Here is a 26,531-nt window from a genome sequence, read left to right on the forward strand (position 1 = left end):
TGTCGTTGGGCGCTGCTCAATCGTTGACTGGCGACGTCGTCGAGACTGCGCGGATATCGGCGGCGATCTGCCGCGCCACATCGTTCCACACGGCACCGAGAGTGCGCACCAGGGCAGGATAGCCGTCGTCGCTCAAGGGTTGCGTGACCTCGAAGTGACGCTGCGCCACCAGGTCGTTGCCCTCGTGAAGCTGCCATTCCCCCGATGCCACGGCCTGACCGTCATAGCGGCCCTGGAACTGGTCGACACTGAGCGTCAGTCGTTGCGCACCCGCTTCGCTGCGGGCGGTGTTCAGGACCACGACATTCGGCAGATCCGCCGCCAGCGATTGCCGCAGACGGCGTGTCAACTGCTGCCCCAGCGACTCGGCCCACAGGTTCTGGTTGGCCGCGTTGAGTTCGATATCGCTGGTCTGCATGACGATCCCTTCCTGGTCGAGGTAGCTGGCCACCTCGACAGGACCGACCGCCAGCGCGGGCGCTTGCAACGAAGGCTCACCCGTCTGCTGCGGACTGTCGGTCTTCGGCAGGGTATATCGATTGGTCGGCGTCGATTGGGCAGCACAGCCGGCGATCGCCATAGTGGCGATCGTCAGCAGGGCGGTGGCGCCAACTCGGCGCCAGCGAGACAGGGACGACTTCATCATTGGGGAGCCCTCGGCACGGGATCGGTTTGGACTTCACGGTCGAAAATCAGCGCGTTGGGTTTTTCGCTCAAGGTCTTGGCGACCGGCTGCAGATCCCGCATCAGCACCTCCAGCTGCTTGAGCGTGTCATTCAACTGACGATACCCCGAAGAACCGGCAGAGAAACCATTCAGCGTATTCTGGAGTTCTTCCAGCGTGTCATTGAGACTGCCTGGCAACTGCTGCGTCGCGGGATCGGAGACGATGGCATTGACCGATTCGGCGATCTGACGCACTTGCTCGAGCGTCTGCTGGGAGGTCTGCATGGTCTCGTCCAGGCGATCGAGAATCGGTTCGACCTGCAGCTCGTTGAGCTTGTCGAGCAGATTGGAAACCTTCTGCTCGATCTGTGCGAAGCCGCCGGAAATGGTCGGGAACACCGGCTTGCCGTCGAACGTCATCGCCTCGTAGGGAGGCGCGTCGTCGCTGAAGTTGAGATCGACAAACAGCGCGCCCGTCAGCAGGTTGCCCGCCTTGAGCGTGGCGCGCAGACCGTACTCCTTGAACATGGTCTCGAAGCGGTTCCGAACCTCCTGGTCGTCGATATCCGTATTGATATCCTCGTTGCTTTCCAGGCGCTGCGGTTCGATACGAATCAATACCGGAATCGCGAACTGGGTCAACGAATCGGGTTGGGGCGCGGTGAAGTGCCAGGGCACGCTGACCACGGTACCCACCCGGACGCCACGATATTCGACGGGCGCGCCGCGGCTGAGCCCACGAACGGTATCGTCGACCAGCAATACGTATTCGATGTACTGATCGTAGGTGCCTTCACGCGCGCTCTCTTCGTTGTTGTAGAGCGTATAGGTCGCATCCTGCTTGGCGGGGTTGCCACGCGTGATGTCTTCCGGCACGCCAAAGGTCACGCCGCCACTGATCAGCGTCTCGAAGGAGTCCAGGTTGACGTTGACGCCCTCGGAATCGAGCTGCACGTCGATGCCTGACGAGCTCCAGAACCGCGTGGTATCGGTAACCAGACTGTCGTAGGGCGCCTGAATGAAGATGCGGTGGCGCATCTCCCGCTTGTCGGGATCGAAGTCGGTACTCTCGACGCGACCGACGGTATAGCCCTGATAGGTGATGGGATCCCCGGCGCTGAGCGAGTTGCCCACCTGGCTCACCAGGTTGATGCGCAGACCCGGGGCGTCGGGCGGCGCGACCGGCGGCTGCTCGAGCACGTCGAAACTGTCCTGGGGCTCTTCGCTCTTGCCCGGCGCGAGCTGGATGTACGCCCCCGAAAGCACAGTGTTCAGGCCGCTGATGCCTTCGCGTCCGATACGTGGCTTGACCACCCAGAAGCGTGTATCGCTGTTGAGCATTCTTCCCGCGTCGTTGGACATGCGCGCGGTGATGACGGTATGCGAAAGGTCCTCCGACAGCCGCACGGCCTCCACGTGCCCGACCTGGACGTTGCGCGTCTTGATCAGCGTCTTGCCGGCTTCGATGCCCTCGGCATTCTTCATGTTCAAGGTGATCAACGGCCCGCGGCTGGAGAAATTGTCCCAGACCATCCAGGCGCCAATCAGCGCGGCCAGCAGCGGCACTATCCAGATCGGGGAGAGCCGCGATTGCGACACCCGTTTGGCGCGTTGCATCGAATCAGGCATCGTCGACTTCCTTGACAGGCGAATAGGGGGATTGTCGCTTGAGCGCGGCCGGCATGGGAGGCTGCATGTTGCGCGCATCCCAGATCAGGCGCGGATCGAAACTGATGGCGGCCAGCATGGTGATGACGACCACGGCGGAAAAGGCCAGCGCCGCTGGGCCGGGCGTGATCGACAGCAATGACCCGGCATCCACCAGCGACACCAGGATGGCGACCACGAAGACATCGATCATCGACCAGCGGCCGATCAGCTCGGTGATGCGATAGAGCGTCTGACGCTTGTGCTTGAATCGGGATTCCCCGCTGCGCCGGACCGTGACGCAGAGCCAGGCCAGCGCGAACACCTTGCCGATCGGCACCACCACGCTGGCGGTAAAGATGACCAGCGCAATCGGCCAATCGCCATGACCGAGAAAGATCAGCACACCGCCAATGATGGTCGAAGGAGTCGAATCGCCCAGCGATGTCGTGGTCATGATCGGGTAGAGATTGGCCGGGATATAGCACAGGGTCGCGGCAATCAGCAGGGCCCAGGTCTTTTGCAGGCTATGCGGGCTTCGAAAGCGCAGCGGTTCGCCACAGCGTATACAGCGGCCACGGCCGAAGTGGCTTAACCGGGTGACCAGCCCGCAGGTCGGGCAACCGGCGAGATCCTGCTCGGCCGCCGGTTGGCCGGGGCGGCAGCCCTCCGGTGCCAGCGGCTCTCCCGCCAGCGAGAACCACATCCAGTCGGTATCGATCGAGCGCATGGTCAGCAGCAGCAGCAGGGCATAGACGCAGAAAGACCAGAACGACAGCCCCAGGTCGACCGATGCCATGCCGGCGATCTTGATCAGGCTGACGAGGGCGCCGATCACGAAGACATCGGCCATCATCCAGGGACGCAGATGCGTGAGCGCACGCGCAATGCGATAGCTGCGGGGCAGCGGGCGACGTTGCAGCAAGCCGAGATGCAGCCAGATGACGGCGAACAGATAGACGGCGGGCAATATGACGATGGTCAGCAGTACGAGAATGCCGACGAGCGGTTCGTGCAGTGCTACCAGGCTGGAGGACGTATCCGCCAGCTGGATGGCGTTGCTGACACCGCGTGACTCGAAGCGAATGAACGGAAAGCAAAGCGCTGCCAGCAGGGCGATCAAGGCGCTGATGGCAAACGCAAGGCTGCGTTCGGCCGGACGAAAATGGCGATGACTCAAGGTATGGTCGCAACGCGGGCAACTGGCTCGCTGGCCGGGATGCAGTGGCGGCAGCGCGACCAGCAAGTCACATTCGTGACAAGCGCGAAGACGGCGTCGCGTACGCCAGGGCGCAAGGGAAGTCGCCTTTTCGGTGCCGTCGTCATTCGTGCCTGATGCCAAAGCAGTACCTAACACGGAAACAGAATTGAGGAAGCGTCACGCTGCGTAAACGGCCATCTTACTCGAATACATACGCGCGTGCATGTTTATCGGTGGCCGTTTCGACGGCAATGCCGTCGCTGAAAAATACCCGATAGTTCAGTCGTTTGGATACTCTAGTTCAGTCGTCTGAACACTATGGTTCAGCCGTTTAAACACTTCAGCCCAATCGTCTGGACACTATAGTAGGTGATGACCACTTTGCCGAAGAAGTACAATCACCAACATTTCGTTTCTCTGCCATTTTTTCCGGCGGGGTAGGATGCCAGAAAGCCGATGAGTGGCTCGTTCGTCGCGAACCGGCAGCGGGATGCAAGATGATCAACGCCCTGGATGGCATGGGCGATGAACACGATTGATGAAAACACGAACGATTGATGAAAACACGATTGATGGAAACAAGGAGAGCATGACGTGTGGATGGCGCTAGGGGCGATTGTGGCCGGTCTTGTCGTACTGGTGTGGAGCGCGGATCGCTTCGTGGATGGGGCGGCTGCTACCGCTCGCCATCTCGGGCTGCCGCCGCTGTTGATTGGCATGGTGGTGATCGGTTTCGGCACCTCCGCGCCCGAACTGATGGTCTCCGCGCTGGCGGCCGTCCAGGGGAACCCCGGCCTGGCTTTGGGTAATGCCTATGGTTCGAACATCACCAACATTGCCCTGATCGCGGGCCTGGTGGCGTTGATCAGCCCGTTGACCGTGCATTCCCAGGTGATTCGCCAGGAGCTGCCGGTGCTCGGCGTGATGACGCTGATCTCGCTCTGGTGCCTGTACGACGGTGTGATCTCACGCATCGATGCCGTCATCCTGCTGTTGCTGCTGGGTGGATTCCTGGGTTACAGCATCTGGCGCTCGCGACGCCCGGGGACCAAGGATGCCTTGCAGACCGACGTCGAAGCCGATGCCGCAGGGCAAGACATGTCGCTCAAGCGCAGCGTGGTCTGGACGCTGGTCGGGCTGGTGCTGCTGATCGTCAGTTCGCGTTTTCTGGTGTGGGGCGCGGTGACGATCGCCGAGGCGTTCGGCGTCAGCGATCTGGTCATCGGTCTGACCGTGGTCGCCATCGGTACGTCGTTGCCGGAGCTTGCCTCTTCCATCAGTGCGGTGCGCAAGAACGAACATGATCTGGTGATCGGCAACGTGGTCGGCTCCAACCTGTTCAATACGCTGGCGGTGGTCGGGCTGGCCGGCGTGATCCAGCCCATCGGCGTCGATCCGGAAGTGCTGGTTCGGGACTGGCCCGTGATGGCCGCGCTGACCCTGGCCCTGCTGGTATTCGGCATCGGGATCAAGGGGCAGGGGCGGATCAATCGTCTGGAGGGCGCTTTGCTGCTTGCCAGTTTCGTGGCCTACACCGCATGGCTGGTCTACAGCGTGATCGGCGCACGGTAGGTGATCGGCATGTGGGGCAGGTGTTCGACACGTGAAAGACGATAGACTAAGGCCTGTCCTTCAGGCGTGAGCGTGCCAGGGGGCCAGCCCGCCCAGCGCCTCCTGGAGCGGCGTCAGGTCGTCGCAGGAAGCCGGCGCATGGGGCTGGTGGTCGATGCGTATGCGCTCGCGGTCGGGGAAAGACGCCTCGAGATGCTCGATCCAGGGGCGTTGCTCCTCGCGCCAGTTGGCGAGCCATTGACTGTCGACTTCGGCGGGCAGGCACTTGTTGATGACCACGGCGCCGACGTGCAGGCCGTGGCTTTCCAGCAGCTCGCGGGTGCGTGCGGTTTCCAGTGCCGGCAAGCGTTCCGGGTTGGCGACCAGAATCACCGCCGAATGCGCGGGGCAGGTCAAGTGCTCGCGGGCAGCGGCGAGGCGTCCGCGGCGGCGCATCAGCGTTTCCTGAATGGGATCGTCGACGACCTCGCCGTCGCCGAGCCATGCCTTGTAGTCGCTGCGCACCTTGCGCCGGCGTTGCATCAATCCTTCCACCCAGGCGCCCATGATCTCGGGGAGTGCCAGCAAGCGTACCGTGTGCCCGCCGGGCGCGGTGTCGAAGATCAGCCGATCGTACTTATCGCCGGTATCCAGCAACAGGCCGACCAGGGCGTCGAACAGGGCGGCTTCCTCGGTGCCGGGAGCGTGCCGTGCCAGATCGAGCTGGCGAAACACCGTCGCGCTACGCTCGCCGCTGACCAGAGGTCGCAGCGTGGCCTTGACCTGTTCCAGGTAGCGCTGCGTTTCATGGTCGGGGTCGAGTTCGACGACATCGAGGCCAGCCTGCATGCGCGTTGGTGTCGGCCCCGGCGCGCGTCCGAACAGGTCGGCCAGGTTGTGCGCCGGGTCGGTGGAAACCAGCAAGGTACGCCAACCGGCCGCCGCGCAGCTCAGCGCGTAGGCGGTGGCGCAGCTGGTCTTGCCGACACCGCCCTTGCCGCCGAAGAAGAGGCTCTTGGCCATGGAAAATTCCTCGTTGGACATGCTTCTAGCTAACCGCTAACCGCTAACCGCTAACCGCTAACAGCAGCGAAAGCCCGCCAGGGGCGAACGTGGCATGCCCTGGCGTGTGTGCCACTCGTGAAAGCGGTCGAGCATGTGCGGGTAGAGCTCCAGGGTCATGTCGCTGGCGGGGTTGGGGATGCCCATCATGTCGCAGAAGCACAGCAGCATGAAGAGGTCTTCCTCATCCTGCAGCTCCCGGGCGATTTCGCGGCGATGCGGCAAGCTCAGGACCGCATCGTAACCCTGGATCGCGCGGTGTAACCGTGATCGCCACAAGGCGATCACGGAACCCTTGTCGTCAGCGTGACTCATCGGAGCTCAGCGATTGCTGCTGCGGAGCCACGTCACCCTGGCGGAAGCTGCGCGACGCCTCGAGCAGAATCCACAGCGTGAACACCATGATCAGCCCACCGAAGGTGAACAGCAGCCAGTTGCGATCGGCATCGCCGAAGCCCGACCAGGTGAAAATCACCTGTTGCCCCATGGCCCACAGTGTCATGACCAGCAGGAACAGCATGGGTGCCAGGGTGTAGATCACCGGACGGCCCTGCCGTTTGAGCCATACCGAGACCAGCATCAGCGTAATGCCGGCCAGCAACTGGTTGCTGGTGCCGAACAACGGCCACAGCAGGTAGCCGCCCGAGCCGAAGCCGTTGGGGCCTTCCGGCAGGATGACCAGCGCGGCGCTGGTGACGACGGCGATGCTGGTCGCGACGTGCTTGCGAGCGATCACCGGCATGCCGTACTCGTTGCCCAGCTCGGCGATGATGTAGCGCATCAGGCGCACGGCGGTATCCAGGGTGGTGGCGGCGAAGCTCACCACGATCACCGCGATCAGGGTCGACCCTACGTGCGCGGGAATGCCGAGATTGCTGGCGAGCTGCCCGGCGCCGCGCACGAACGAGCCCAGGCCGTTGGAGCCGGCCGCGGAAAAGCTCGAGTAGGTCGCGGTGAAATCGGCGCCGGAAGCGAACAGGGTGCCCACCGCGATGATCGCGATCATCGCCAGCATGCCCTCGCCCAGGGCGCCGCCATAGCCGATCATGCGAGCGTCGGTCTCCTTGTCGAGCTGCTTGGACGTGGTGCCCGAGGCGACCAGACCGTGGAAGCCGGAGATCGCCCCGCAGGCGATGGTAATGAACAGCAATGGATACCAGCTGATGTCCGCTTCACCGTTGATGCTGGGCGCGGTCATTTCCGGCGCGCCGAACAGCAGCCCCAGATACAGCAGCGCCAGGCCGACCACCAGCTGATGCGAATTGATGTAATCGCGCGGTTGCAGCAGCTTCCAGACGGGGAGCGTCGAGGCGATGTAGACGTACACCATCAGCACCACGATCCACACCAGGAAGGCCATCGAAGTGCCGTTGAAGCCGCCGACGACCGGTGCGTCAGGGCCACCGAACCAGCTCACGAGGTCGAACTGCAGCCAGGGCACTTCGCTGGCCAGCAGCACTGCACCGTACATCACCGCCAGCGCGATCACCGATGGCAGCAGCATCGAGCCCGAATGACGGTAGACGCGATAGCCGATCCACACGGCGAGCGGAATCTGGATGAAGACCGACAGCACACTGGCCGGAAAGGTGATGAACAGCTTGGCGATGACCCAGGCGAAGACCGCGTTGACCATCAGCACCAGGATCAAGATGATGAACAAGAACAGCAGCTTGGCGCGCTGCCCGATCAGCCGGTTGGCCAATGTGCCGATCGAGTGGCCCTTGTGGCGGTTGGAAAGTACCACCGCCCCGAAGTCATGCACCCCGGCGGCGAATACGGTGCCCAGCACGACCCACAGGATGGCCGGCAACCAGCCCCAATAGATCGCGATGGCCGGCCCCACGATGGGCGCTGCACCCGCGACCGAGGTGAAATGGTGGCCCCAGAGAATCCACTTGTTGGTGGGGACGTAGTCGACGCCGTCACGATAGGTATGCGCCGGGGTTTGGAAATCGGCGTCGAGTCGGTAGATGCGTTCGGCGATGAACTTCGAATAGAAGCGATAGCCCATCACGAAACACACGGCGCCAAACAGGGCGATCCAGATAGCGTTCATGCGCGTTCCTTGATTGTTATGGCGAGCGTGGAACGGACCACGCCCACGTGCGTTGTTGTGGTACGTCTACCCTACCGAAGAAGAGAGGCGCGCTCCGTTAGACGAATGCATCAGGCGCGAAGGGGGTAGGGGTATTCGAGGCGTCCCGCCGGCGCGGTAGGCACGCGATCAATGATGCTGGCGATCGAACCGCAAGGCGCTCCTCAGTGCGATCTGGCCAATGATGGCAGCGGTGGCGAGCACCATGGCTGCCGCCTGCGCCGGGTTGTCTCCCAGCCCGGCAAGCCCGGTGCAGAGCGCGCCGATACCCATCTGCGCGAATCCGTAGAGGCCGGCCGCCGAACCCACGACCCGAGGATTGACGCCGACGGCCAGCGTCAACGCCGTCGGCCCGGTCATGCCCACGCCGAAGGTGAACAGCAGCATCGAGGCTTCGAGGGTGACGACCGAGGTCCAGCCGGCGAGCACGATGGCCAGCATCGATATCCCGCCGGCCAGGCTCAGAAAGCTGGCCGACAGCATCAGGCGAACCAGCCCGATGCGATGGATGGTGCGGTTGGTGATGAAATTGCCCAGCGAGATGCTCAGGATCAGCAGCGAAAGATAATACGCCACATGGCTTGCCGGCTTGCCCAGTTGTTCGACGAAGATGAACGGCGCCGAGGCAACGAAGGCAAACATCGCGGTGGTGACACAACCGCCGCCGATGGCATAACCGATGAAGGCCGGCGAGCGGATCAGCGTCCGGTACTCATGCGCCAGGTTGGGAAGGTCGACCCGGCCGCTGGGCTTCGCCGTCTCCGGCATCAGCCGCCAGACGAACAGCAGGTTGCCCACGCCCATCAGGCACAGCGCCAGCAGCACGGTGCGCCAACCCAGCGTAGCGGTCAGCAGGCTGCCGATGAGCGGCGCCATGGCCGGCCCGATGGCCACGACCAGATTGAGCACGGCCAGCCGTTGCACGGCGCGGTCCGGCGCAGCGGTATCGCGGATCATGGCGCGCCCCAGCGCCAGCCCGGCGCAGCCGCCGAAGGCCTGGAAGAACCGCGCCGTAATCAGCGTCTCGACGCTTTGCGCCTGCCAGGCGACGATCCCCGCCACGCTGTAGATCAGCATGCCCAGCATCAGGGCCGGTCTTCGGCCCAGGGCATCGGACAGCGGTCCGTAGAAGAGTTGGCCGATTGCCAGCCCCAGGATGTAGAGACTGATGGTCAACTGCATCTGGGCGTTGTCGGCGCTCAGCGCCTCGCCGGCAATGGGCAGTGCCGGCACGAAGATATGCATGGCCAGCGTACCCGCCAGCGTGATGAGCACCAGCATCCATAGCGCTGGCACCGCGCGTGCCGGCGTGGCTTGCGTAGCGGAGGAAGACGTCGAAGTGGCGGGGTCGGTCACGAAGCGCCTCGTGAAGTGACAGTGGTTGGCGAGCGATCGAATAGCACAGTAGCCATTAGGACCTTACGCGATTCGACTTTGTATGACTATTTGACCAAAGCCTTGCGTCTGACCGGAACGCTTGCGCGTCGCCGAAGCGCTTGCATATCGTCGGCAAGAGCCTGGTTCACGAACAGCACCCGGCGAATGGAGGGATTCCGCCTGGAGCAGCGAGGGCGGGCGAGGAGAGAGGCGGGTAGGCGGATTCGATCTGACAGATTGTCGCAGAGATGAATTCCATGGAGGCCATGACGTCGCACTCGGTAAGCCTCGAGGCTGGTCGCAAGCCCTCACCATTGGCGCCTTTCGGCACTATTGCCTAGGTTGTCTAGGGAGAAAAAGGGAAAGGTCGGCGCTGGCATGCGACATCAGGACACGGCGGCCGACGGGAGCACTTTCCTTATGATGTAAAGCGATGTTAAGCATCGACGGCTGCAATGGTCGTTCGACGGGCAAACAGAACGAAGAAACATCTGTCGTCGGGGCATGAGGGAACCGCTGCCCTGAACGCTTGCGAGGAGTCAGCCATGGCGTTAGATCCTATCCTGCTTTCACGATTGCAGTTCGCTTTCGTGGTTTCTTTTCATGCGATCTTCCCGGTCTTCACGATCGGACTCGCCTCCTATGTGGCGGTTTTGCAAGGTCTCTTCGTCGCGACGGGCAATACGGTCTGGGATCGTCTGGGCCTGTTCTGGACCAAGATCTTTGCCGTCGTCTTCGGCATGGGCGTGGTTTCCGGCATCGTCATGGCGTTTCAGTTCGGCACCAACTGGAGCAACTTTTCCCAGTTCGCCTCGAACTTCATCGGGCCGATGCTGAGCTATGAGGTCATCACGGCGTTCTTCCTGGAAGCGGGCTTCCTCGGGGTGCTGCTGTTCGGGCGCCACCGCGTTTCGCCATCGGTGCATTTCTTCGCCGCCTTGATGGTCGCGGTCGGTACCTTCATCTCGGCATTCTGGATTCTGGCGACCAACAGCTGGATGCAGACGCCGCAAGGCTACGAGATTCGCGAGGGCATGGTGCATGTCACCTCCTGGATCGAGGCCATTTTCAACCCTTCCTTCCCGTATCGCTTCGCGCATATGGCGATGGCGGCGTTTCTGACCGGCGGTTTTGTGGTTTGCGGCGTCAGTGCCTGGTTCCTGCTGCGGCGGCGTGATGTGGAAGCGCACAAGCGAGCGCTCTCCATGACCATGTGGTTGCTGCTGATTCTGACCCCGCTACAGGCCTGGATTGGTGACGAGCACGGGCTGAACACGCTCGAGCATCAACCAATGAAGATCGCGGCCATGGAAGGTAACTGGGAAACCCAGTCCAATGTGCCATTGCTGCTGTTCGCGCTGCCGGATCGCGACCTCCAGGCCAACCGCGCCGAGATCGGCATTCCCAATGGCGCCAGCCTGATTCTGCGTCACGACGCCGACGGCGTCATACCGGGGCTCAAGGAGATTCCCGTCGAAGAACAGCAGCCGGTGTGGATGGTGTTCTACAGCTTCCGCGTAATGGTCGCGCTGGGCATTCTGATGATCGCGTTCGCCATCGCCGGGCTGGTGCTGCGCCGCGGAGGGCGGCTGTATACGTCGCGCTGGTTCCTGCACGGCTTGCAGGGAATGAGCCTGGCACCCTTCGTGGCGGTACTGGCCGGCTGGTTCGTGACCGAAATCGGGCGCTCGCCGTGGCTAGTCTATGGCGTTCTTTCCTACGCCGACGCCGTCACGCCTTCGCTTTCCGGCGGGATGGTGCTGGCGACGCTGATCGGCTATCTCGCGGTTTATGCGGTGATCTTCTGGGCCGGTATCTACTACCTGTTCAAGGTCGTGCGCCAGGGGCTGGATGATCTTCGCGGCGATGAAGAAGTCCACGATGCCGATCGCCCCATGCGTCCGATGTCCGCCTCCCATGTGCCGTTCGATGGCACCACAGTGTCTTCCAGGAGTTAAGCCCATGGAAATGTACGATCTGTCGCTGATCTGGGCCATCATCATCGCCTTTGGCGTCATCATGTACGTGCTGATGGACGGTTTCGATCTGGGATTGGGGATCCTGTTCCCGTTCGCGCCGGACGAGGATGCCCGAGACGTGATGATGAATTCCGTCGCGCCGGTGTGGGATGGCAACGAAACCTGGCTGGTGCTGGGCGGCGCCGGGCTCATCGCGGCCTTCCCGCTGGTCTACACCATCTTGCTGCCGGCACTTTATCTGGGCGTCTTCCTGATGCTGGCCGGCCTGATCTTCCGCGGGGTGGCGTTCGAATTCCGCTTCAAGTCCAAGCGTACGCGCGGCTGGTGGAATGCCGCCTTCGCCGGTGGCTCCTTCGTTGCAGCGTTCGCGCAGGGCTGCGTGGTGGGTGCCTATATCCAGGGTTTCGAAACTGCCGATCGTGTCTACACCGGCGGGGCGTTCGACTGGCTGACACCGTTCTCCATCCTGACCGGTCTCGGGCTGGTGGTCGGCTATACCCTGCTGGGCGCGACCTGGCTGGTGCTGAAGTCGGAAGGGCACGTTCGCGAATGGGCGCGTGGTCTGATTCCCAAGCTGCTGATCGGTGTGCTGGCCGTGTTCGTCATCGTCAGCCTGTGGACCCCGTGGATCGATCCGGGCGTGTTCGATCGCTGGTTCGATCACATGCAGGTGATCTGGCTGCTGCCGTTCGCGGCGCTGCTGTGCGCCGTGGGCATCTATGTGGCGACTCGCCGCCGGCGTGAAGGTCTGGCCTTCCTGCTGACATTGGGCCTGTTCATCTTCACCTACCTGGGACTGCTGGTGAGCCGCTGGCCTTACGTCATCCCGCCGGACTACACGCTCTGGGACGCTGCCTCGGCGCCGGAATCCCAGTTCTTCATCCTGATCGGCGTGCTGTTCGTGGTGCCGATCGTGCTGACCTACACCGCTTGGTCCTACTGGGTCTTCCGCGGCAAGGTCCGCGTGGGTGAGGGCTACCATTGAGTGCCGCGAGGCGAACCGCAGGACTATCATCCACGAACGCGTCACGCACGAACGCTTCGCCACGCACGAGCGCTTCGAGAGCGTGGTTGAAGCAGCAAGCGGCCGGCGTCCGGCCCTGGTATCGAGGCGCCGTCGGCTGCGGCCTGCTGGCGGGCCTCGCCACCCTGGTCCAGATGGGCGCACTGGCCTGGGTCGTCGACGATGTCGTGTCGAACCAGGCCACGCTGGGCGATGTCGCCTTCGGCGTCGCGCTGATCGCGATCGCCATCGGCGTCCGTGCCGTGGCGCAATGGGGGCAGGAAGTCTGCGGTCAGGCGTGCGGCCTGCGGGTCAAGCAGCAGGTGCGGGCGCGTCTGCTGGTGCGCCTGCAGCAGCTGGGGCCGGTGCGCCTGGCTGCCCGCCACAGCGCGGGACTTGCCAGTCAACTGGTGGATCAGGTCGAGTCGCTGGAAGGCTATTATTCCCGCTTCCTGCCGCAGATGGTGTTGGCGGCGCTGATTCCGCTGGTCTATCTCGTGGTGGTGTTCTGGCTCAACTGGCTGGCGGCGATCTGGCTGTTGATCGCCGCCCCCTTGATTCCGCTGTTCATGGCGCTGATCGGCATGGGCGCCCAGCGTCTCAACGAGGCGCAGTTCCAGGCGGTCACCCGGCTTTCCGGGCATTTCCTCGATCGGGTGCGGGGGATCGCCACGCTTCAGCTCTTCGGGCTCGCCGAGCGCAGCGTCGAAGAGGTCAGCGAGGTCGCCCACGACTATCGCCGGCGCAGCCTCAAGACGCTGCGGGTGGCGTTTCTGTCATCGGCGGTGCTCGAATTCTTCGCTGCCGTGTCGGTCGCCGTCGTGGCCATCTATATCGGTCTCGGCCTGCTGGGCTACATCCAGTACGGGCCGGCCGAGCAGCTCGATCTGTTCAGCGGGCTGTTCATCCTGCTGCTGGCGCCGGAGTTCTTCCAGCCGCTGCGCACGCTCTCCCAGCACTATCACGATCGGGCCTCCGCTCTGGGGGCCGCCGAAGGGCTGGTGTCACTGCTCGAACCGGATGCCGACGAAGCCGCACCTGCGGAAAGCGACCGATCCGACGAGACGGCCAGTCGTGAGCTTGTCCCGGGTGCCGTCGAGCTCGTGAACGTCGAACTGCGCCACGCAGGGCGCGAGCGAATTCTCGGGCCGCTGTCGCTGCGTGTCGATGCCGGTGAAGTGGTGGCGCTGATCGGCCCATCCGGCAGTGGCAAATCCAGTCTGCTGCAACTGATCGCCGGCTTCATCGCGCCCAATGAGGGAACTGTCGGCGTGCAGCGAGAACCTGCGATTGCCTGGCTGGATCAACGCCCGCTGATCATCCAGGGCACGCTGGCCGACAACCTGCGGCTGGTCGCGCCCGATGCCAGCGACGAGTCTTTGCGCAACGCGTTGACGCAGGCCGGGCTGGGCCAGTGGCTGGCATCGGCACCGGGCGGGCTCGAGACGCCATTGGGCGAGCGCGGCGTCGGGCTATCCGGTGGCGAAGGGCAACGGCTGGCGCTGGCCCGGGTGTTTCTCTCCCCGGCCAGGCTGGTCCTGCTGGACGAGCCGACGGCGGCGCTGGACCCGGAGACCGAACAGCACGTGATCGCGGGGCTGACGCAACTGGCGGCGAGCGGGCGGACGCTGATCGTCGCTACCCACCATCCGGCGATCATGGCGATGGCCGGCCGGGTCTTCGCGATCGAACAGGGGCGGTTGTCACGGATCGAGCGCTCGGCCGATGCGCGGGAGACGAACTCATGAAAGCACTGCTATCTCTGCGGCCGTGGCTTGGCGTCCTGGCCGAGCGGCGCGGGCGCCTGCTGCTGGGGGCAGTGCTGATGCTCGCCACGCTGCTCAGCGCGTTGGGGCTGCTGTCGCTCTCCGGCTGGTTCATTACCGCCACGGCGATCGCGGCGGTCAGCGCCTCGGGCTATCTGGACGTGTTCACGCCGGGAAGCGGGATCCGGTTCTTCGCCGTCTCGCGCACGGTCAGCCGCTATCTGGAGCGGCTTTACAATCACGACACCATACTGCGGCTGCTGGCCGATCTTCGCGGACGCGTGTTCGCGAGGCTGGTCACGCTGGATGCGCGCACGCTGGCACGGGCGCGAGCTTCCCAGTGGCTCAACCGGCTGACGGCGGACATCGACACCCTCGACAACCTCTACCTGCGCCTGCTGGCGCCGCCGCTGGTCGCGCTGCTCAGCATCCTGGCGTTCGCGGCCTTCGCGGCGGCGTTTCTGCCCATCGCGGGGATCGTCCTGCTCGCCATTCTGTTGCCGCTCGGGCTGGTCGCCACCGCCGGCTGCGCCTGGTGGGGGTGGCGAGCCAGCCATCGCCGGGTCGATCGTCAGGAACGACTGCGCGTCCGCGCGATCGAGCAGGTCGAAGGGCTGGCGGAACTGACCAGCTACCGCGCGCTGGATGCCCACCGCGCGCTCTGGCATCGCGAAGAGCGGGCGCTGCTCGACGACCAGCGCCGACTCGGCCAGCGCACCGCCATGGGCAATCTCGTCGTCACCGTGGGCATTCAACTGGCCACACTGGCCGTGCTGCTGCTGGGGCTCGAAGCCTTTCGTAGCGGGCAGGTGAGCGGTCCGGTCATGGTGATGCTGGCGCTGGGGACGCTCGCGGTGAGCGAGGGCCTGGGCAACCTGCCGATGGCCTTCACGCAACTGGGCGCAACGGTGCGGGCGGCGGAGCGACTCAACGCCCAGGCCGAACTGAAGACACCGCTGACCGGAGAGCGCTTGACCTCAGGCGGCGCCGCGCCGTCGCTGGACTATCGAAACGTCGAGGTCGCCCACGGGGCGCGCGTCGTGTTCAGCGGCCTGAATCTTTCCCTCGACCCCGGCCAGCGTGTCGGCATCATCGGCGCCTCGGGGATCGGCAAGTCGACGCTGGCGCAACTGGCCGTGCGCGCCTTCGATCCGCAGGGCGGACGTGTCGAATTCGATCATCAGGATATTGCCGGGCTCGCCCCCGACTCGCTGAGAGCCAGAATCGGTTACCTCACCCAGCGCAGCGAGCTGTTCCACGACACCCTGGCCGCCAACCTGCGCATGGGCGACCCGGATGCCAGCGACGCGCAGCTGTGGGATGCGCTCGAGCGCGTCGAGCTCAAGGCCTGGGCGGAGGCGCTGCCGGAAGGGCTGGAAACCTGGGTCGGCGAGCAGGGGCGCCAGCTTTCCGGCGGTCAGGCGCGCCGGGTCGCACTGGCGCGGGTGATGTTGCGCGATTCGCCGCTGGTGATCCTGGACGAACCCTTGAGTGGACTGGACGCCGCCACCGCCGCGTCGCTCGCAAAGACACTGGATGCCTGGCTGGCCGGCCGCACGGCGCTATTGCTGGGACACGACGAAGCGGCGCTGCCCCGATGCGACCGCTACTGGCGGCTGGTGCCCAGCGGTGTAGGCGGAAGGTCGGGTAGTGAGTTGGTAAAAACGTAGACATTTTGCCAATAGTGTCGACATTGTGAATGGCGCTATCGTAGTGGCTTCTCACGAACGGCATCGACGGTGCCAGGAGCCAAAGACATGTCCGTCTTCCAATGGGACGATCCCTTCCTGTTCGACCAGCAGCTCAGCGACGAAGAGCGCCAGATTCAGCAACTGGCGCGCGACTATTGTCAGGAGCGCCTGCAACCACGCGTGCTCGAGGCCTTCGAGAAGGATCTCTTCGATCGCGAGATCCTGCGCGAGATGGGCGGGCTCGGCCTGCTGGGCGCGACGGTGGCCGAGAGCTATGGCGGCGCCGGTGCCAATCACGTGGCCTACGGGTTGATCGCGCGAGAGGTCGAGCGGGTCGACTCCGGCTACCGTTCCGCCATGAGCGTGCAGTCCTCGCTGGTGATGTATCCGATCGAGGCCTACGGCACCGAGGCGCAGAAGCAGCGCTATCTGCCCGAACTGGCGAGCGGCGAAATGGTGGGCTGCTTCGGCCTGACCGAGCCCAACGCGGGTTCCGATCCCGGCAGCATGCAGACCCGGGCGAAGAAGGTCGAAGGCGGCTATCGTCTCAACGGCCAGAAGATGTGGATCACCAACAGCCCCATCGCCGATATCGCCGTGGTCTGGGCCAAGTCCGATGCCCACGAGGGCAAGATCAAGGGCTTCGTGGTCGAGCGCGGTGCCGAGGGCTTCTCGACGCCGACCATTCACGCCAAGGCATCGCTGCGGGCCTCGGTGACCGGCGAGATCGTGCTGGATGACGTCTTCGTGCCGGAAGAGGCGCTGTTGCCCGGCGCTTCCGGGCTCGGCGGGCCGTTCGGTTGTCTCAACAAGGCCCGCTACGGCATTAGCTGGGGCACCATGGGCGCGGCGGAATTCTGCTGGCATGCCGCGCGTCAGTACACGCTGGATCGCCAGCAGTTCGGGCGGCCGCTGGCGGCGACTCAGCTGGTTCAGCTCAAGCTGGCGGACATGCAGACCGAAATCGCCCTGGGCCTGCAGGCCTGCCTACGGGTCGGCCGCCTGCTGGACGATGGCCAGGCGACGCCGGAGATGATCTCGCTGATCAAGCGCAATCACTGCGGCAAGGCGCTCGATATCGCCCGCGTCGCGCGGGACATGCACGGCGGCAACGGCATCTCGCTGGAATTTGGCGTGATCCGCCACATGATCAACCTGGAGACGGTCAACACCTACGAGGGCACGCACGATGTCCATGCCCTGATCCTGGGCCGCGCCCAGACCGGCATCCAGGCGTTCGGGTGAGCGCGATGGGCGACGTCACCCAGCCGCTGGCCGGGCTCAAGGTGCTGGATCTCTCGCGGGTGCTGGCTGGCCCGTGGTGTACGCAGCAACTGGCGGATCTCGGCGCCGAAGTGGTCAAGATCGAAAGGCCAGGGCAGGGCGACGACACCCGCGCCTGGGGGCCGCCGTGGCTGGAAGATGCGGAGACGGAATCGCTGGCGGGTACGGGGCAGCAGACGAAAGCCTCCGCCTATTTTCTCAGCGCCAATCGCGGCAAGCGCTCGGTCGCCATCGATCTTTCGACTGCCGAGGGGCAGGAGCTGGTCCGCCGGCTGGCAACGAAGGCCGACGTGGTGATCGAGAACTTCAAGGTTGGCGGGCTGGCCGCCTACGGGCTCGATTACGCCAGTCTCAAAAGGCTCAAGCCGGAGCTGGTCTACTGTTCGATCACCGGCTTCGGGCAGGACGGCCCCTACGCCGGCCGCGCCGGTTACGACTTCCTGATCCAGGGCATGGGCGGATTGATGAGCCTGACCGGCGAACCCGACGACCTTGGCGGCGAACCGATGAAGGTGGGCGTCGCGATCACCGATATCTTCACCGGGCTCTACGCCGCCAACGCGATTCTCGCGGCGCTGCGCCGACGGGATGCCACCGGCGAGGGCGGCTATATCGACATGGCGTTGCTGGACGTTCAGGTCGGCGTGCTCGCCAACCAGGCGCTCAACTATCTGACCAGCGGGCAGACGCCGCAGCGCATGGGCAACACGCATCCCAACATCGTGCCGTATCAGGCCTTTGCCGCGTCGGATGGTCACCTCATCGTCACCGTGGGCAACGACACCCAGTTCCGGCATCTCTGCGAGGCGCTGGACGAGAGCGAATGGGCGGCGGACCCGCGCTTTGCCACCAACGCCCAGCGGGTCGCCCACCGCGAGCTTCTCGTCGAGCGCTTGAGCGAACGCCTGATCGCCAGGCCGAGGGATGAATGGCTTGCGCTGCTGGAAGCCCACGGCGTGCCTTGCGGCCCCATCAATACGCTGGATCAGGTATTCGACGATCCGCAGGTGTGCCACCGGGAAATGGTGGTGGAGCGCACCATGAGCGACGGCCACCGTGCGCGGCTGGTCGCCAACCCGATCACTCTGGATGGTCAGCGGATGGCCTCGTCCCTGTCACCGCCGCGCCTGGGTGAGCACACCGAGAGCGTGCTGAGCGATTGGCTGGCGCTGGACGCCGAAGCGGTCGCGGCGTTGCGTCTGGAAGGCGCGATTCCCTGAGCGGGGAAGAGCTCAAAAGCTCGGGGCGTTGAAACCAGAGACGCTTAAACCCAGCCCTGTTCCTGCAACCGCTCCCGGGTGATCGGCACCGGCGTCATCAGGTGTTCCCGCATCAGTAAACTGGCGGCGGAGGCGTCGCGGGCCAGAATCGTATCGAGCAGTGCCTGATGCTCGCGCTGCTTCTCGGCGAGCGCCTGCTCGGAAAAGACGGTCTGGCGCAGCCACAGGTGGCGATAGCGCTGGGCCTGATCGAACAGCGCCGCACGGGACTGCAGTAGCGGCAGGCAGCCGCAACCCGCCACCATCGCATCGTGCAGCGCCTGATGGCGGGTATCCCAGCGTTCGAGCATCTCGTCGGCGTCCTGTACCCGTGTGACCTTGGCCAGGGTATGGGTACGTGCCAGCACCGTCGCCTCCCATTCGTCGTCGCCGCGCTCGATGGCGAGCCGAATCAGTAACCCTTCCAGCTGCGCCCGCGCGTCGTAGATCGCTTCCAGTTCGGCGATCGACATCGGCGCCACCCGATAGCCCCGCTGGCTGATGCCGGTGACCAGGCGCTCGCCGATCAGCCGTGTCAGCGCCTCGCGCAAGGGGCCGACACCGGTGTCGTAGCGGGCCTTGAGCCGGCTCATCAGCAGCTTTTCCTGCGGCGCGTAGAAGCCACGAATGATGTCCGCCTTCAGGCGATGATAGACATCGAGCGCGGTGGGAGAACGGTCGGAAATCGCGGTCATGTCTCGGGCCATGTCGGAATCGATCAGTGTGTTATTCGGGTCTGTCGATATTGAATAAAAATATCGACGCCTGTGTCGAGACAAAAGGTACTCGACGAGAGGCGCATTGTGATGGGCCGGACCGACGACCAGACTAGCAAGGAAGACTTCGACGTTGCCAAGGTCAGGCGCATTCAGGCGCATGGTTCGTCGTGAGAGACGTTCGCGGCGAAACGTCGTTCTCGATCACGAGATATGCCCGATCAAGGAACGTTCGTGATGAAGCGTTTGCGATAGAAGCGTTTGCGATAAAGCGTTTGCGATAAAGCGTTTGCGATGAAGCGTTTGCGATAGAGAGAGATCCGTCATGCCGCTGACCACACCGCACCAGATCGAGCAGCACATCGCCAGGATCATGGCGTTCTATCACCCGCGCTGTATCGACCCTCAGGCAGGGTTCCATCACTACCTTACCGACGACGGGCATCTCTACAACCGCCACCATCGGCATCTCGTCTCCAGCGCTGGCTACGTGATCCTCTATGCCCGCTATGCCATGCAGACGGGCGACCCGGAATACCTGGGTTGGGCGCGGCACGGACTGAAGTTTCTGGAAGAGAGCCATTACCAGACCCGCACCCAGGGCTATGCCTGGACGCTGGACAACGGCAAACCCGATGACACCACCCAGCACTGCTACGGGCTGGCCTCGGTCATGCTGGCCTACGCCACGGCCCTGAAGGCAGGAATTGCCGAAGCCCGAGCCGGACTCGACCGCGTGCATGCGTTACAGACCCGGCGTTTTTTCGAGCCCCATCGGCAGTTGTACGCCGCCGAAGCGGACGACCAGTGGCAGCTGACCGGCTACCGGGGCCAGAGCGCCAACCTGCGCAGCTGCGAAGCGTTGATCGGCGCCTTCGACGCGACCGGGGATGCCGCCTTTCTGGAGCGGGCGCTGAATATCGCGCGGACGCTGTGGCACAAGCTCGCGCCGATGGGGGATGGCTGGCTCTGGGAGCATTACGACCGCGATTGGCACCCCGATTTCGATTACCACCGCGACCAGCCCGACGACCTGTTTCGCCCCTGGGGCTTCCAGATCGGGCATCAGACCACCTGGGCCAGGCTGATGGTAATGCTTTCGCGCCATTGCCCGAGGGAGACCTGGTTGATCCCCACAGCCAAGCGTCTGTTCATCGAAGCGGTCGAGAAGGGGTGGGATAGCCGATACGGCGGGCTAGTCTACGGCGTGGATTTCAACCGCCAGTTTCTCAATCGCGACAAGGTGTACTGGGTGCAGGCCGAAAGCCTCGCCGCCGCCGCGCTGCTTGGCGACCTGACGGGCGAAGCCCGCTACTGGCGCAGGTATGACAAGATCGCCAATTACTGCTGGCAGCACATGATCGATCACGAGCACGGCGCCTGGTATCGGATCCTGACGCCGGACAACCGCCGCTATTCCAGAGAGAAGAGCCCGGCCCCCAAGACCGACTGCCAGACTCTCGGCGCCTGTTGCGACATTCTGCCGATCATGCGGCGCCAGCATGGCGAGCGGCAGGCAGCGTCATCGGCCTGAGGTTTCGGAAGCCGTCCCGGTCGACGACGCTTTCGACGCCAGAAGCGCGGCCCGTTCATCGTCGAGCCGATGGCGGATGTTGGTCCAGGCCGAAAAGGTGCTGAGGTAGGACTCCCCGGTCAGGTGCTCCAGGAAGTCGCTCTTGCTGAGTCGATCCATGACCGGCCCTTTCACCTCCGCCAGATGCAGCGTGACCTGCGAGTCCTTCAGGCGGGCATTGATCGCCTCCAGGCTTTCCAGCGCCGAGGCATCGATCAGGTTCACCGCCGAGCAGATCAGCACCAGGTGCTTCAGGTTGGCGCGATCGGCCAGCAGGCCGTAGACGGTATCCTCGAGATAGCGGGCGTTGGCGAAGTAGAGGCTTTCGTCGATGCGCAGCAGGGCGATTTCGTCGTCGACTTCCGCCTCGTGGCGCTGAATGTTGCGGAAATGCTCCGTGCCCGGCAGGCGGCCGACTTCCGCCGTGTGCGGCCGGCTGGTGCGATAGAGATAGAGCGCCAGCGACACGCCGACGCCGGCCATGACACCGGCTTCCACGCCCTCGACGAACGTCAGCACGATCGTGATCAGCATCGCGGCGAAATCGCTGCGGGAATAGTGCCAGGTCCGCTTCAGGCCGGGCAGGTCGACCAGCGTCATCGCCGAAACGATGATGCTGGCCGCCAGAGTCGCGATAGGCAGGTAGGCGATCAGCGAGGTCAGAAACAGGATCACCAACCCGACGCCCAGCGCCGCGAATGCCCCCGCGGCCGGCGTGCGGGCGCCCGAATCGAAGTTGATCACCGTGCGTGACAGGCTGCCCGTCACCGGCATGCCGGAGGTGAAGGCCGCCGCGAGGTTGGCGGTGCCGAGGCCCACCAGCTCCTGATCCGGCGAGATGCGCTCGCGCCGGCGCGCCGCCAGCATCTGCGCCAGCGAGACCGACTCGATGAACCCCACCACGCTGATCAGGAACGCAGGCAGCAGCAGGTCGCGCAGCAGGCCCGGATCGAACGACGGCAGGCTCAGCGGCGGCAGGTGAGCGGGGATATGGCCGACCACATCCACCCCGAGCGCCGGCAGGTCCAGCGACCAGGAAACTAGCGTCGTGATCGCGACCGCCATGACCGGCCCCAGGCGCACGATGAACGTCGCGACGCCGGCCCGCAGCCCCATCTTCCGCAACACCGGGCCGGCGCGGCGCATGAGCAGCAAGAACACCAGCGCCGAGGCGCCCAGTATCAGAGTCGGCCAATGGATGTCGCTCAGGTGGGTCAGCAGATGGGCCAGTTGATCGATCAACGTGAAGCCCGAACCGCCGACGCCGATCAGGCTGGCGAACTGGCTGGCGGCAATCAGCACACCGGAAGCCGTGAGCAGGCCGGAAACCACCGGATGACTGAGGAAATTGGCGAAGAAGCCGAGCTTCAGCAGGCCCATGACGGCCAGCACCAGACCCGACAGCATGGCAAGCGTCGTCGCGGCCTGGCTGTAAGCCGCCGTACCGCTGGCGAACAGCGGCGAGAGCGCGGCGGCCGTCATCAGCGAAACGATCGCCATCGGCCCCACGGCCAACGTCCGGCTGGTCCCGAAGATCGAGTAGAGAATCAGTGGCAGCATGCTGGCGTAGAGGCCGGTAATCGCCGGCAGCCCGGCGAGAATGGCATAGGCCAGCGCCTGAGGGATCACCATCAGCGTGACGATGAGGGATGCCACCAGATCCTCGTTGAGGAGATGGCGGTTGTAATAGGGCGCCCAACTGATAATCGGAAAATAACGTGCCAGACGAGCACGGAAATGGATCTGCTCTCGCGTATCGGTTCCCCTCAGTCGGCGCCAAAGGCTCATCGTGCTATGTAGCTCCCTTGCATAAGCTTATCGTTCGAAACGATAAATGGTGCGCCTCAAGGCTGGCGCATGCAAGCCGGACGCATGCAAGCTGGAAAGGGAAGCCGGCCGCCCGCGCTCCACGCACCGTCAAGCGGTCTGGATGGCCCGCGCCCGCTCATAGAGTTTCCTGGCGCTATCGATGGCAAGCGATACAGGCTCTTGGCGGGGTTGCCGTGTTTTCGAGAATCAGGCTGCATGGCTACGCAGTAGTGGCCATGCTCCTTGTTTAGAAGCTTCGAGTATGACGATTTCGACAATCGTGCCGTCCTCGGCATAGCTGACATGGGTATTCCAGTCCTGAGAACCTTCCTTGATGATTGGCTTCTCCGAGAGGTGAACTACCAGAATATCGTCCGCTTCATCATAAGTCGTACGCATGGCTAGCTTTCCCACTGAAAATGATGCATCACCGTTTTGACTACCAGCATCTCCTCAAGGATGACGGCAGCACAGATTAGATTATCCTGCCGCCCTGGGGCCTCCTTGGCAATCCATAACCGGATGTCATCTTTGTATCGCACTTGACCCGTTTCGAGAAGCTCACCCAGTAATGCCTCGTTAATGTTGCGCTGCGCCATTCGCTCGCGGGCGTGGCGAGTAACATGCACCCTAAGGCCAAAACGTGTACTGAACATGAGGCTCCTCTTTGCCGATATTGCTGACGATTATCAACATAACATGGGTAAGAACCCATCGCGGTATGGATTTGCAGGCCTCACGACGCGGACAGCGCTATGTCGAGGTGTTCCTCGACATGCAGCGCAAGCATGAGCCGGTGAACTGATCATGCCCGCCACCTCGAAGCGCTTCATCATCTCGTGGTATCGTCAATGACGGTATCGAGTTGCTGACATTCGCTTTGATTCAAAAGCCCTCCACGCCCCCTCAGGCGGTCTGGATGGCCCGCGCCCGCTCATAGAGTTTTCTGGCACTATCGATGGCAAAGCGCTCATGTTGATCGAGTTCCAGCGCCGGGCCGGGTAGAGCCCCGTCAGAGTCGGCGACATCCTGAATCTCCCGAGCGTAGCGTTTCAGCAAATGTTCCAGGTTCATGTTGATCATCATGATTTCCAGCTCGAATTCCTGTCGCAAGAGCTGGTAGTGGCTACGTTCGTTGTCATTGCCAGCCTTTTCGGCTCTAAAGCGAAGCGTATTGTTCACAAGATTTTCCGTACTCTTGAGCTTGGGAATCAGATCGTGAACGAGGTCTCTGGCGAATAGATTGCCGTCAGTGTTCAGTGTGAAGCGGTCTCGCGAAGTAGGCATACTTGAAATGGCCGTTTGGGTCAGGGCAGGTCAGGCGCTGCAAGATGACGGCGCCGTACCCCAGCGAATATCGGTCTGTCCCGCGAAAACTTGAGCGCTTCTGACGCACCGCGCATGAAACGCACCGCGCATGAAACGCTACCCAGGCATCGACACGTCAGTGCAATTGAAAAACCTGGCCGGCAGGCGGTTAAGGCAGGGCTGCGCGATCATGCCGAAGCGTCGAGCAGCCGTCCGCCGTTGTCACTGGCAAAAGCCTCGGCAATCCGCAACATCTCCTCCGCCGGAATCTGCCGGATCACTTCGCCGGTCTCCTTGTCTACCACCTTGGTGATGACACGGCTGTCGAACTCGCTCAGCTCGAAGCGCAGGCCGTATTGCCGCATGGCCTCGTTGAGCTCACTGACCTGATCGCCCAGCGGGCCACTGAAGATAGATAGTGGATCGTCATCCGGGGCAACATTGCCACGTTGGGACATCGGTTGCGGCATCTGCTCCGCGCTCTGGAGCAGGATGTCGAGCCGCTGCTGGGATGAGCCGTTCGATGACAGGTTCAGATGGAGTGTCGCCATATCGACGGTGTTAGGCATGACTATCTTCCTCGAAGGATCAAACCGGAATGTCGGAATACCGCGCTGATGCTACGAACGCCATACACGATGGCGCCGGCTTCCCCTGATACCGGCCGCTGATGCGGACTACCCGTCGGGAAGCGACTTCGCCATCGTCAATCGCCTGCAAACCAGCACTATTGATACCTTCGAGCGTGCCGATGCAGGTTGTCATCACCCCTCGCGCGCCGGCGCACAGACGGACGAAGGCTGATTTCTGGAGTTATCGACAGTGAAGAGGAATTCTAAAGTAAAGGAGGGAGCCTACGCTTTGTCTGAAAAATGCCTGCGCTCACCCATACGGCGTTAAAAATTGCCTCAAAATGCTCATTTAATCCACATAAACTGGGACGCCAGCCCGGTCCTTTTTCGCCAATTCTGATTCGCTACGCTCACCCTTCGGGCCAGCCTCCGGCTGTTACTCCCTACGGTCGTTGCGCCTTGTCTGGCTATCGCTCGTCGATTTTTCAGACGAAGCTTAGTGCATATAAAAAGAGGATAGGGTGACGAATCGGCAGGTGCGTACTGTTTATTGGAATTGATATGGCTTAATTAAAATTAAAGTTTTCCAATGCCGACGTATCGGATTCGATGAGATCCAACGCCTCATAGGTGTAACGCTTTTGAGCCTTCACCGCCCGGGCATAGAGTTCATGTAGCGTATGGTATTCACCCGGCAGCTGCTGGTCGAATTCCGCAGCTTCGAATTTCGCCATCAGCGTCTTGGCATCGTCGATGAGCCGCTGCAGCTCTGCCAACACGAATTCGTAGTCTTCCACTGTCATTGAAGCTACCTGGAACGGTGAGTTTGACGTATGAGAACACACACAAGCGCCAGCCATTGGGCCGATTAAAGAAGCGTTTTGGTGTCTGATCGGCAGTCGAGAGCAGGATGCAAAAGCCCTGGTGGTGAACTTGGTATTGTCTCGACTTGACTCCCCATTTTGGCAGAGCGAGGTGGATAGGCCATTCGAAGCGCGGCCCTGATTCTGCTGGGCCTTGAGGGAGAGAAGATTGGTATTGATGACCGCCATGACGAGAACTGGCTCCGGGAAAATAGAGTAATGTCAACATGTTATCGGTTGCACGGCGGCATTCTTTAGCCATGATTATTGCCTGATCGGTGTCCCCTTGCTGAGCGGTACTGTCGCCTGTGCAGTTATGGAGGGGGGGGCTTGGTTCCGTGCTACGGCCTCTTCCGGGGAATGCCGTCATTGACGATCCATACGCTATAACTACAATGTAGTGCATGAGCCATCTTACCTTTGACTGGGATCCCCGCAAGGATGCCGCCAACCGCAAAAAGCATGACGTCTCGTTCCACGAGGCCAAGACTGCCTTCACCGACGAGTTCGGCCGGCTGATAGCAGACCCCGACCATTCTGAAGAGGAAGACCGGTTCATACTCCTCGGGATGAGCATTCATTCACGTCTGCTGGTGGTATGCCACTGTGTTAGAGAGGGTGAAACAATTCGCATCATCTCGGCGCGTAAGGCGGACAAGCGCGAACGAAAGACATATGAAGGGTATAGACATGCGTGATCATTACGATTTTTCACACTCTATCCAGAACCCATACGCCAAAAAGCTCAAGAAGCAGGTCACGATCCGGCTCGATGAAGATACCGTGGCGTATTTCAAGAAGCTTGCCGAGGAAAAAGACCTTCCATATCAGAGCCTCATCAATCTCTATCTGCGCGATTGCGCACAGTCACATAAAGATCTCAAGATTGAGTGGCTATGAATGGCCTCGATCCAGCCTTTGCACTCGGAGGCAGCCGTGACAGCCGTGATCGACTGCTGGCTGGCATTGTTATGAAGAGCAGTCACATCGTTCTCTGGGTTACATGTCCCCGAGCACACCCCAAGTTATCTGATCTTGCCCATCAGCAGTGGACACCCCGTTAAGACAGTACACTGAGACGAGGTGACCCATGACAAGGCAAGCAG

General features: G+C 62.7%; 24 protein-coding genes. 10 read left to right on the top strand and 14 right to left on the bottom strand.

The features are described from left to right. Nucleotides 1-16 precede the first annotated feature (16 nt). From BC443_RS02225 to BC443_RS02235, 3 genes are read right to left on the bottom strand one after another with little or no spacing between them, the layout of a single operon-like run. A complete protein-coding gene (locus BC443_RS02225) occupies nucleotides 17-646 on the bottom strand; it encodes an ABC-type transport auxiliary lipoprotein family protein (protein ID WP_071230208.1) in 630 nt (209 codons plus the stop codon). Then, entirely contained in the window at nucleotides 643-2,295 is a 1,653-nt protein-coding gene (gene pqiB / locus BC443_RS02230) for an intermembrane transport protein PqiB (protein WP_071230209.1), read from the bottom strand. Before pqiB ends, BC443_RS02225 begins: the two co-directional genes overlap by 4 nt. Next, nucleotides 2,288-3,559 carry a paraquat-inducible protein A gene (locus BC443_RS02235; protein ID WP_348769666.1) on the bottom strand — a complete coding sequence of 424 codons (1,272 nt, stop codon included), beginning with the start codon at nucleotides 3,557-3,559 and terminating at the stop codon, nucleotides 2,288-2,290. The genes pqiB and BC443_RS02235 overlap by 8 nt, the downstream gene beginning before the upstream one ends. Nucleotides 3,560-4,114: 555 nt before the next feature. On the opposite strand from BC443_RS02235, the gene BC443_RS02240 reads away from it, so the two are divergent. After that, nucleotides 4,115-5,086: a calcium/sodium antiporter gene (locus BC443_RS02240; protein WP_210766229.1), complete on the top strand. Its 972-nt coding sequence runs from the start codon at nucleotides 4,115-4,117 to the stop codon at nucleotides 5,084-5,086. Nucleotides 5,087-5,146: 60 nt separating this feature from the next. Here the strand turns inward: BC443_RS02240 and BC443_RS02245 are convergent, their stop codons facing one another. From BC443_RS02245 to BC443_RS02260, 4 genes are all read right to left on the bottom strand, one after another. After that, on the bottom strand, nucleotides 5,147-6,088 hold the full coding sequence (locus tag BC443_RS02245; RefSeq protein WP_071230212.1) for an ArsA family ATPase: 942 nt from the start codon (nucleotides 6,086-6,088) through the stop codon (nucleotides 5,147-5,149). A gap of 57 nt (nucleotides 6,089-6,145) precedes the next feature. Then, the gene (locus BC443_RS02250; RefSeq protein WP_071230213.1) at nucleotides 6,146-6,442 is read right to left on the bottom strand and encodes a cory-CC-star protein; all 297 of its coding nucleotides are present in this window, start codon (nucleotides 6,440-6,442) and stop codon (nucleotides 6,146-6,148) included. Continuing rightward, the gene (locus tag BC443_RS02255; RefSeq protein WP_071230214.1) at nucleotides 6,429-8,186 is read right to left on the bottom strand and encodes a carbon starvation protein A; all 1,758 of its coding nucleotides are present in this window, start codon (nucleotides 8,184-8,186) and stop codon (nucleotides 6,429-6,431) included. Before BC443_RS02255 ends, BC443_RS02250 begins: the two co-directional genes overlap by 14 nt. Before the next feature lie 168 nt (nucleotides 8,187-8,354). Beyond that, entirely contained in the window at nucleotides 8,355-9,581 is a 1,227-nt protein-coding gene (locus tag BC443_RS02260; protein WP_210766227.1) for a multidrug effflux MFS transporter, read from the bottom strand. Nucleotides 9,582-10,147: 566 nt separating this feature from the next. Here BC443_RS02260 and BC443_RS02265 point away from each other — a divergent pair. The 6 genes from BC443_RS02265 to BC443_RS02290 all read left to right on the top strand — a co-directional run bounded on the left by BC443_RS02265 (nucleotide 10,148) and on the right by BC443_RS02290 (nucleotide 18,545). Then, nucleotides 10,148-11,560: a cytochrome ubiquinol oxidase subunit I gene (locus BC443_RS02265; RefSeq protein WP_071230216.1), complete on the top strand. Its 1,413-nt coding sequence runs from the start codon at nucleotides 10,148-10,150 to the stop codon at nucleotides 11,558-11,560. Between the two features lie 4 nt (nucleotides 11,561-11,564). Beyond that, nucleotides 11,565-12,566: a cytochrome d ubiquinol oxidase subunit II gene (cydB, locus tag BC443_RS02270; RefSeq protein WP_071230217.1), complete on the top strand. Its 1,002-nt coding sequence runs from the start codon at nucleotides 11,565-11,567 to the stop codon at nucleotides 12,564-12,566. 86 nt (nucleotides 12,567-12,652) lie between these two features. Continuing rightward, nucleotides 12,653-14,332, top strand: coding sequence for a thiol reductant ABC exporter subunit CydD (gene cydD / locus BC443_RS02275; protein WP_071230218.1), 1,680 nt, complete (start codon nucleotides 12,653-12,655; stop codon nucleotides 14,330-14,332). Next, a complete protein-coding gene (gene cydC, locus BC443_RS02280; protein WP_071230219.1) occupies nucleotides 14,329-16,020 on the top strand; it encodes a thiol reductant ABC exporter subunit CydC in 1,692 nt (563 codons plus the stop codon). Before cydD ends, cydC begins: the two co-directional genes overlap by 4 nt. Before the next feature lie 87 nt (nucleotides 16,021-16,107). Further along, the gene (locus BC443_RS02285) at nucleotides 16,108-17,286 is read left to right on the top strand and encodes an acyl-CoA dehydrogenase (protein WP_071230220.1); all 1,179 of its coding nucleotides are present in this window, start codon (nucleotides 16,108-16,110) and stop codon (nucleotides 17,284-17,286) included. Between the two features lie 5 nt (nucleotides 17,287-17,291). Then, nucleotides 17,292-18,545 carry a CaiB/BaiF CoA-transferase family protein gene (locus tag BC443_RS02290; protein ID WP_071230234.1) on the top strand — a complete coding sequence of 418 codons (1,254 nt, stop codon included), beginning with the start codon at nucleotides 17,292-17,294 and terminating at the stop codon, nucleotides 18,543-18,545. A gap of 44 nt (nucleotides 18,546-18,589) precedes the next feature. On the opposite strand, the gene csiR is transcribed toward BC443_RS02290, so the two are convergent. Further along, the gene (csiR, locus tag BC443_RS02295; RefSeq protein ID WP_071230235.1) at nucleotides 18,590-19,279 is read right to left on the bottom strand and encodes a DNA-binding transcriptional regulator CsiR; all 690 of its coding nucleotides are present in this window, start codon (nucleotides 19,277-19,279) and stop codon (nucleotides 18,590-18,592) included. Nucleotides 19,280-19,625: 346 nt separating this feature from the next. Here csiR and BC443_RS02300 point away from each other — a divergent pair, with 346 nt between their 5' ends. Beyond that, the gene (locus BC443_RS02300) at nucleotides 19,626-20,834 is read left to right on the top strand and encodes an AGE family epimerase/isomerase (RefSeq protein ID WP_071230221.1); all 1,209 of its coding nucleotides are present in this window, start codon (nucleotides 19,626-19,628) and stop codon (nucleotides 20,832-20,834) included. Here the strand turns inward: BC443_RS02300 and sulP are convergent. From sulP to BC443_RS18425, 6 genes are all read right to left on the bottom strand, one after another. Then, complete coding sequence (gene sulP / locus BC443_RS02305) at nucleotides 20,823-22,661, bottom strand: sulfate permease (RefSeq protein WP_083387164.1); 1,839 nt, start codon at nucleotides 22,659-22,661, stop codon at nucleotides 20,823-20,825. The genes BC443_RS02300 and sulP overlap by 12 nt on opposite strands. A 228-nt stretch (nucleotides 22,662-22,889) precedes the next feature. Continuing rightward, nucleotides 22,890-23,081: a DUF2283 domain-containing protein gene (locus BC443_RS02310; RefSeq protein WP_071230222.1), complete on the bottom strand. Its 192-nt coding sequence runs from the start codon at nucleotides 23,079-23,081 to the stop codon at nucleotides 22,890-22,892. Between the two features lie 2 nt (nucleotides 23,082-23,083). Continuing rightward, nucleotides 23,084-23,338, bottom strand: a complete 255-nt coding sequence (locus tag BC443_RS02315) for a DUF4258 domain-containing protein (protein ID WP_083387165.1) — start codon at nucleotides 23,336-23,338, stop codon at nucleotides 23,084-23,086. 250 nt (nucleotides 23,339-23,588) lie between these two features. Then, nucleotides 23,589-23,864, bottom strand: a complete 276-nt coding sequence (locus BC443_RS02320; RefSeq protein WP_083387166.1) for a hypothetical protein — start codon at nucleotides 23,862-23,864, stop codon at nucleotides 23,589-23,591. A gap of 314 nt (nucleotides 23,865-24,178) precedes the next feature. Continuing rightward, the gene (locus tag BC443_RS02325; protein ID WP_247643197.1) at nucleotides 24,179-24,559 is read right to left on the bottom strand and encodes a flagellar protein FlaG; all 381 of its coding nucleotides are present in this window, start codon (nucleotides 24,557-24,559) and stop codon (nucleotides 24,179-24,181) included. Nucleotides 24,560-25,128: 569 nt separating this feature from the next. Then, nucleotides 25,129-25,614: a hypothetical protein gene (locus tag BC443_RS18425; RefSeq protein WP_139284228.1), complete on the bottom strand. Its 486-nt coding sequence runs from the start codon at nucleotides 25,612-25,614 to the stop codon at nucleotides 25,129-25,131. 215 nt (nucleotides 25,615-25,829) lie between these two features. On the opposite strand from BC443_RS18425, the gene BC443_RS02335 reads away from it, so the two are divergent. Beyond that, nucleotides 25,830-26,123, top strand: coding sequence for a BrnT family toxin (locus tag BC443_RS02335; protein WP_071230225.1), 294 nt, complete (start codon nucleotides 25,830-25,832; stop codon nucleotides 26,121-26,123). Continuing rightward, nucleotides 26,116-26,325 carry a BrnA antitoxin family protein gene (locus tag BC443_RS02340; protein ID WP_071230238.1) on the top strand — a complete coding sequence of 70 codons (210 nt, stop codon included), beginning with the start codon at nucleotides 26,116-26,118 and terminating at the stop codon, nucleotides 26,323-26,325. Before BC443_RS02335 ends, BC443_RS02340 begins: the two co-directional genes overlap by 8 nt. The last annotated feature ends 206 nt before the right edge of the window (nucleotides 26,326-26,531 follow it).

The sequence above is a fragment of the Salinicola sp. MIT1003 genome, from assembly GCF_001858555.1.
Lineage (GTDB): Bacteria > Pseudomonadota > Gammaproteobacteria > Pseudomonadales > Halomonadaceae > Salinicola > Salinicola salarius.

Excerpts from the sequence above, each read along its gene's own strand:
- BC443_RS02315 (WP_083387165.1), bottom strand. The coding sequence starts at position 23,338 with ATGTTCAGTACACGTTTTGGCCTTAGGGTGCATGTTACTCGCCACGCC.
- BC443_RS02340 (WP_071230238.1), top strand. The coding sequence starts at position 26,116 with ATGCGTGATCATTACGATTTTTCACACTCTATCCAGAACCCATACGCC.
- BC443_RS02335 (WP_071230225.1), top strand. The coding sequence starts at position 25,830 with ATGAGCCATCTTACCTTTGACTGGGATCCCCGCAAGGATGCCGCCAAC.
- BC443_RS02300 (WP_071230221.1), top strand. The coding sequence starts at position 19,626 with ATGCCGCTGACCACACCGCACCAGATCGAGCAGCACATCGCCAGGATC.
- pqiB (WP_071230209.1), bottom strand. The coding sequence starts at position 2,295 with ATGCCTGATTCGATGCAACGCGCCAAACGGGTGTCGCAATCGCGGCTC.
- cydC (WP_071230219.1), top strand. The coding sequence starts at position 14,329 with ATGAAAGCACTGCTATCTCTGCGGCCGTGGCTTGGCGTCCTGGCCGAG.
- BC443_RS02240 (WP_210766229.1), top strand. The coding sequence starts at position 4,115 with ATGGCGCTAGGGGCGATTGTGGCCGGTCTTGTCGTACTGGTGTGGAGC.
- BC443_RS02290 (WP_071230234.1), top strand. The coding sequence starts at position 17,292 with ATGGGCGACGTCACCCAGCCGCTGGCCGGGCTCAAGGTGCTGGATCTC.
- BC443_RS18425 (WP_139284228.1), bottom strand. The coding sequence starts at position 25,614 with ATGGCGGTCATCAATACCAATCTTCTCTCCCTCAAGGCCCAGCAGAAT.
- cydB (WP_071230217.1), top strand. The coding sequence starts at position 11,565 with ATGGAAATGTACGATCTGTCGCTGATCTGGGCCATCATCATCGCCTTT.
- BC443_RS02225 (WP_071230208.1), bottom strand. The coding sequence starts at position 646 with ATGATGAAGTCGTCCCTGTCTCGCTGGCGCCGAGTTGGCGCCACCGCC.
- BC443_RS02250 (WP_071230213.1), bottom strand. The coding sequence starts at position 6,442 with ATGAGTCACGCTGACGACAAGGGTTCCGTGATCGCCTTGTGGCGATCA.
- BC443_RS02310 (WP_071230222.1), bottom strand. The coding sequence starts at position 23,081 with ATGCGTACGACTTATGATGAAGCGGACGATATTCTGGTAGTTCACCTC.
- BC443_RS02325 (WP_247643197.1), bottom strand. The coding sequence starts at position 24,559 with ATGCCTAACACCGTCGATATGGCGACACTCCATCTGAACCTGTCATCG.
- sulP (WP_083387164.1), bottom strand. The coding sequence starts at position 22,661 with ATGAGCCTTTGGCGCCGACTGAGGGGAACCGATACGCGAGAGCAGATC.
- BC443_RS02255 (WP_071230214.1), bottom strand. The coding sequence starts at position 8,186 with ATGAACGCTATCTGGATCGCCCTGTTTGGCGCCGTGTGTTTCGTGATG.
- BC443_RS02285 (WP_071230220.1), top strand. The coding sequence starts at position 16,108 with ATGTCCGTCTTCCAATGGGACGATCCCTTCCTGTTCGACCAGCAGCTC.
- csiR (WP_071230235.1), bottom strand. The coding sequence starts at position 19,279 with ATGACCGCGATTTCCGACCGTTCTCCCACCGCGCTCGATGTCTATCAT.
- BC443_RS02245 (WP_071230212.1), bottom strand. The coding sequence starts at position 6,088 with ATGGCCAAGAGCCTCTTCTTCGGCGGCAAGGGCGGTGTCGGCAAGACC.
- BC443_RS02265 (WP_071230216.1), top strand. The coding sequence starts at position 10,148 with ATGGCGTTAGATCCTATCCTGCTTTCACGATTGCAGTTCGCTTTCGTG.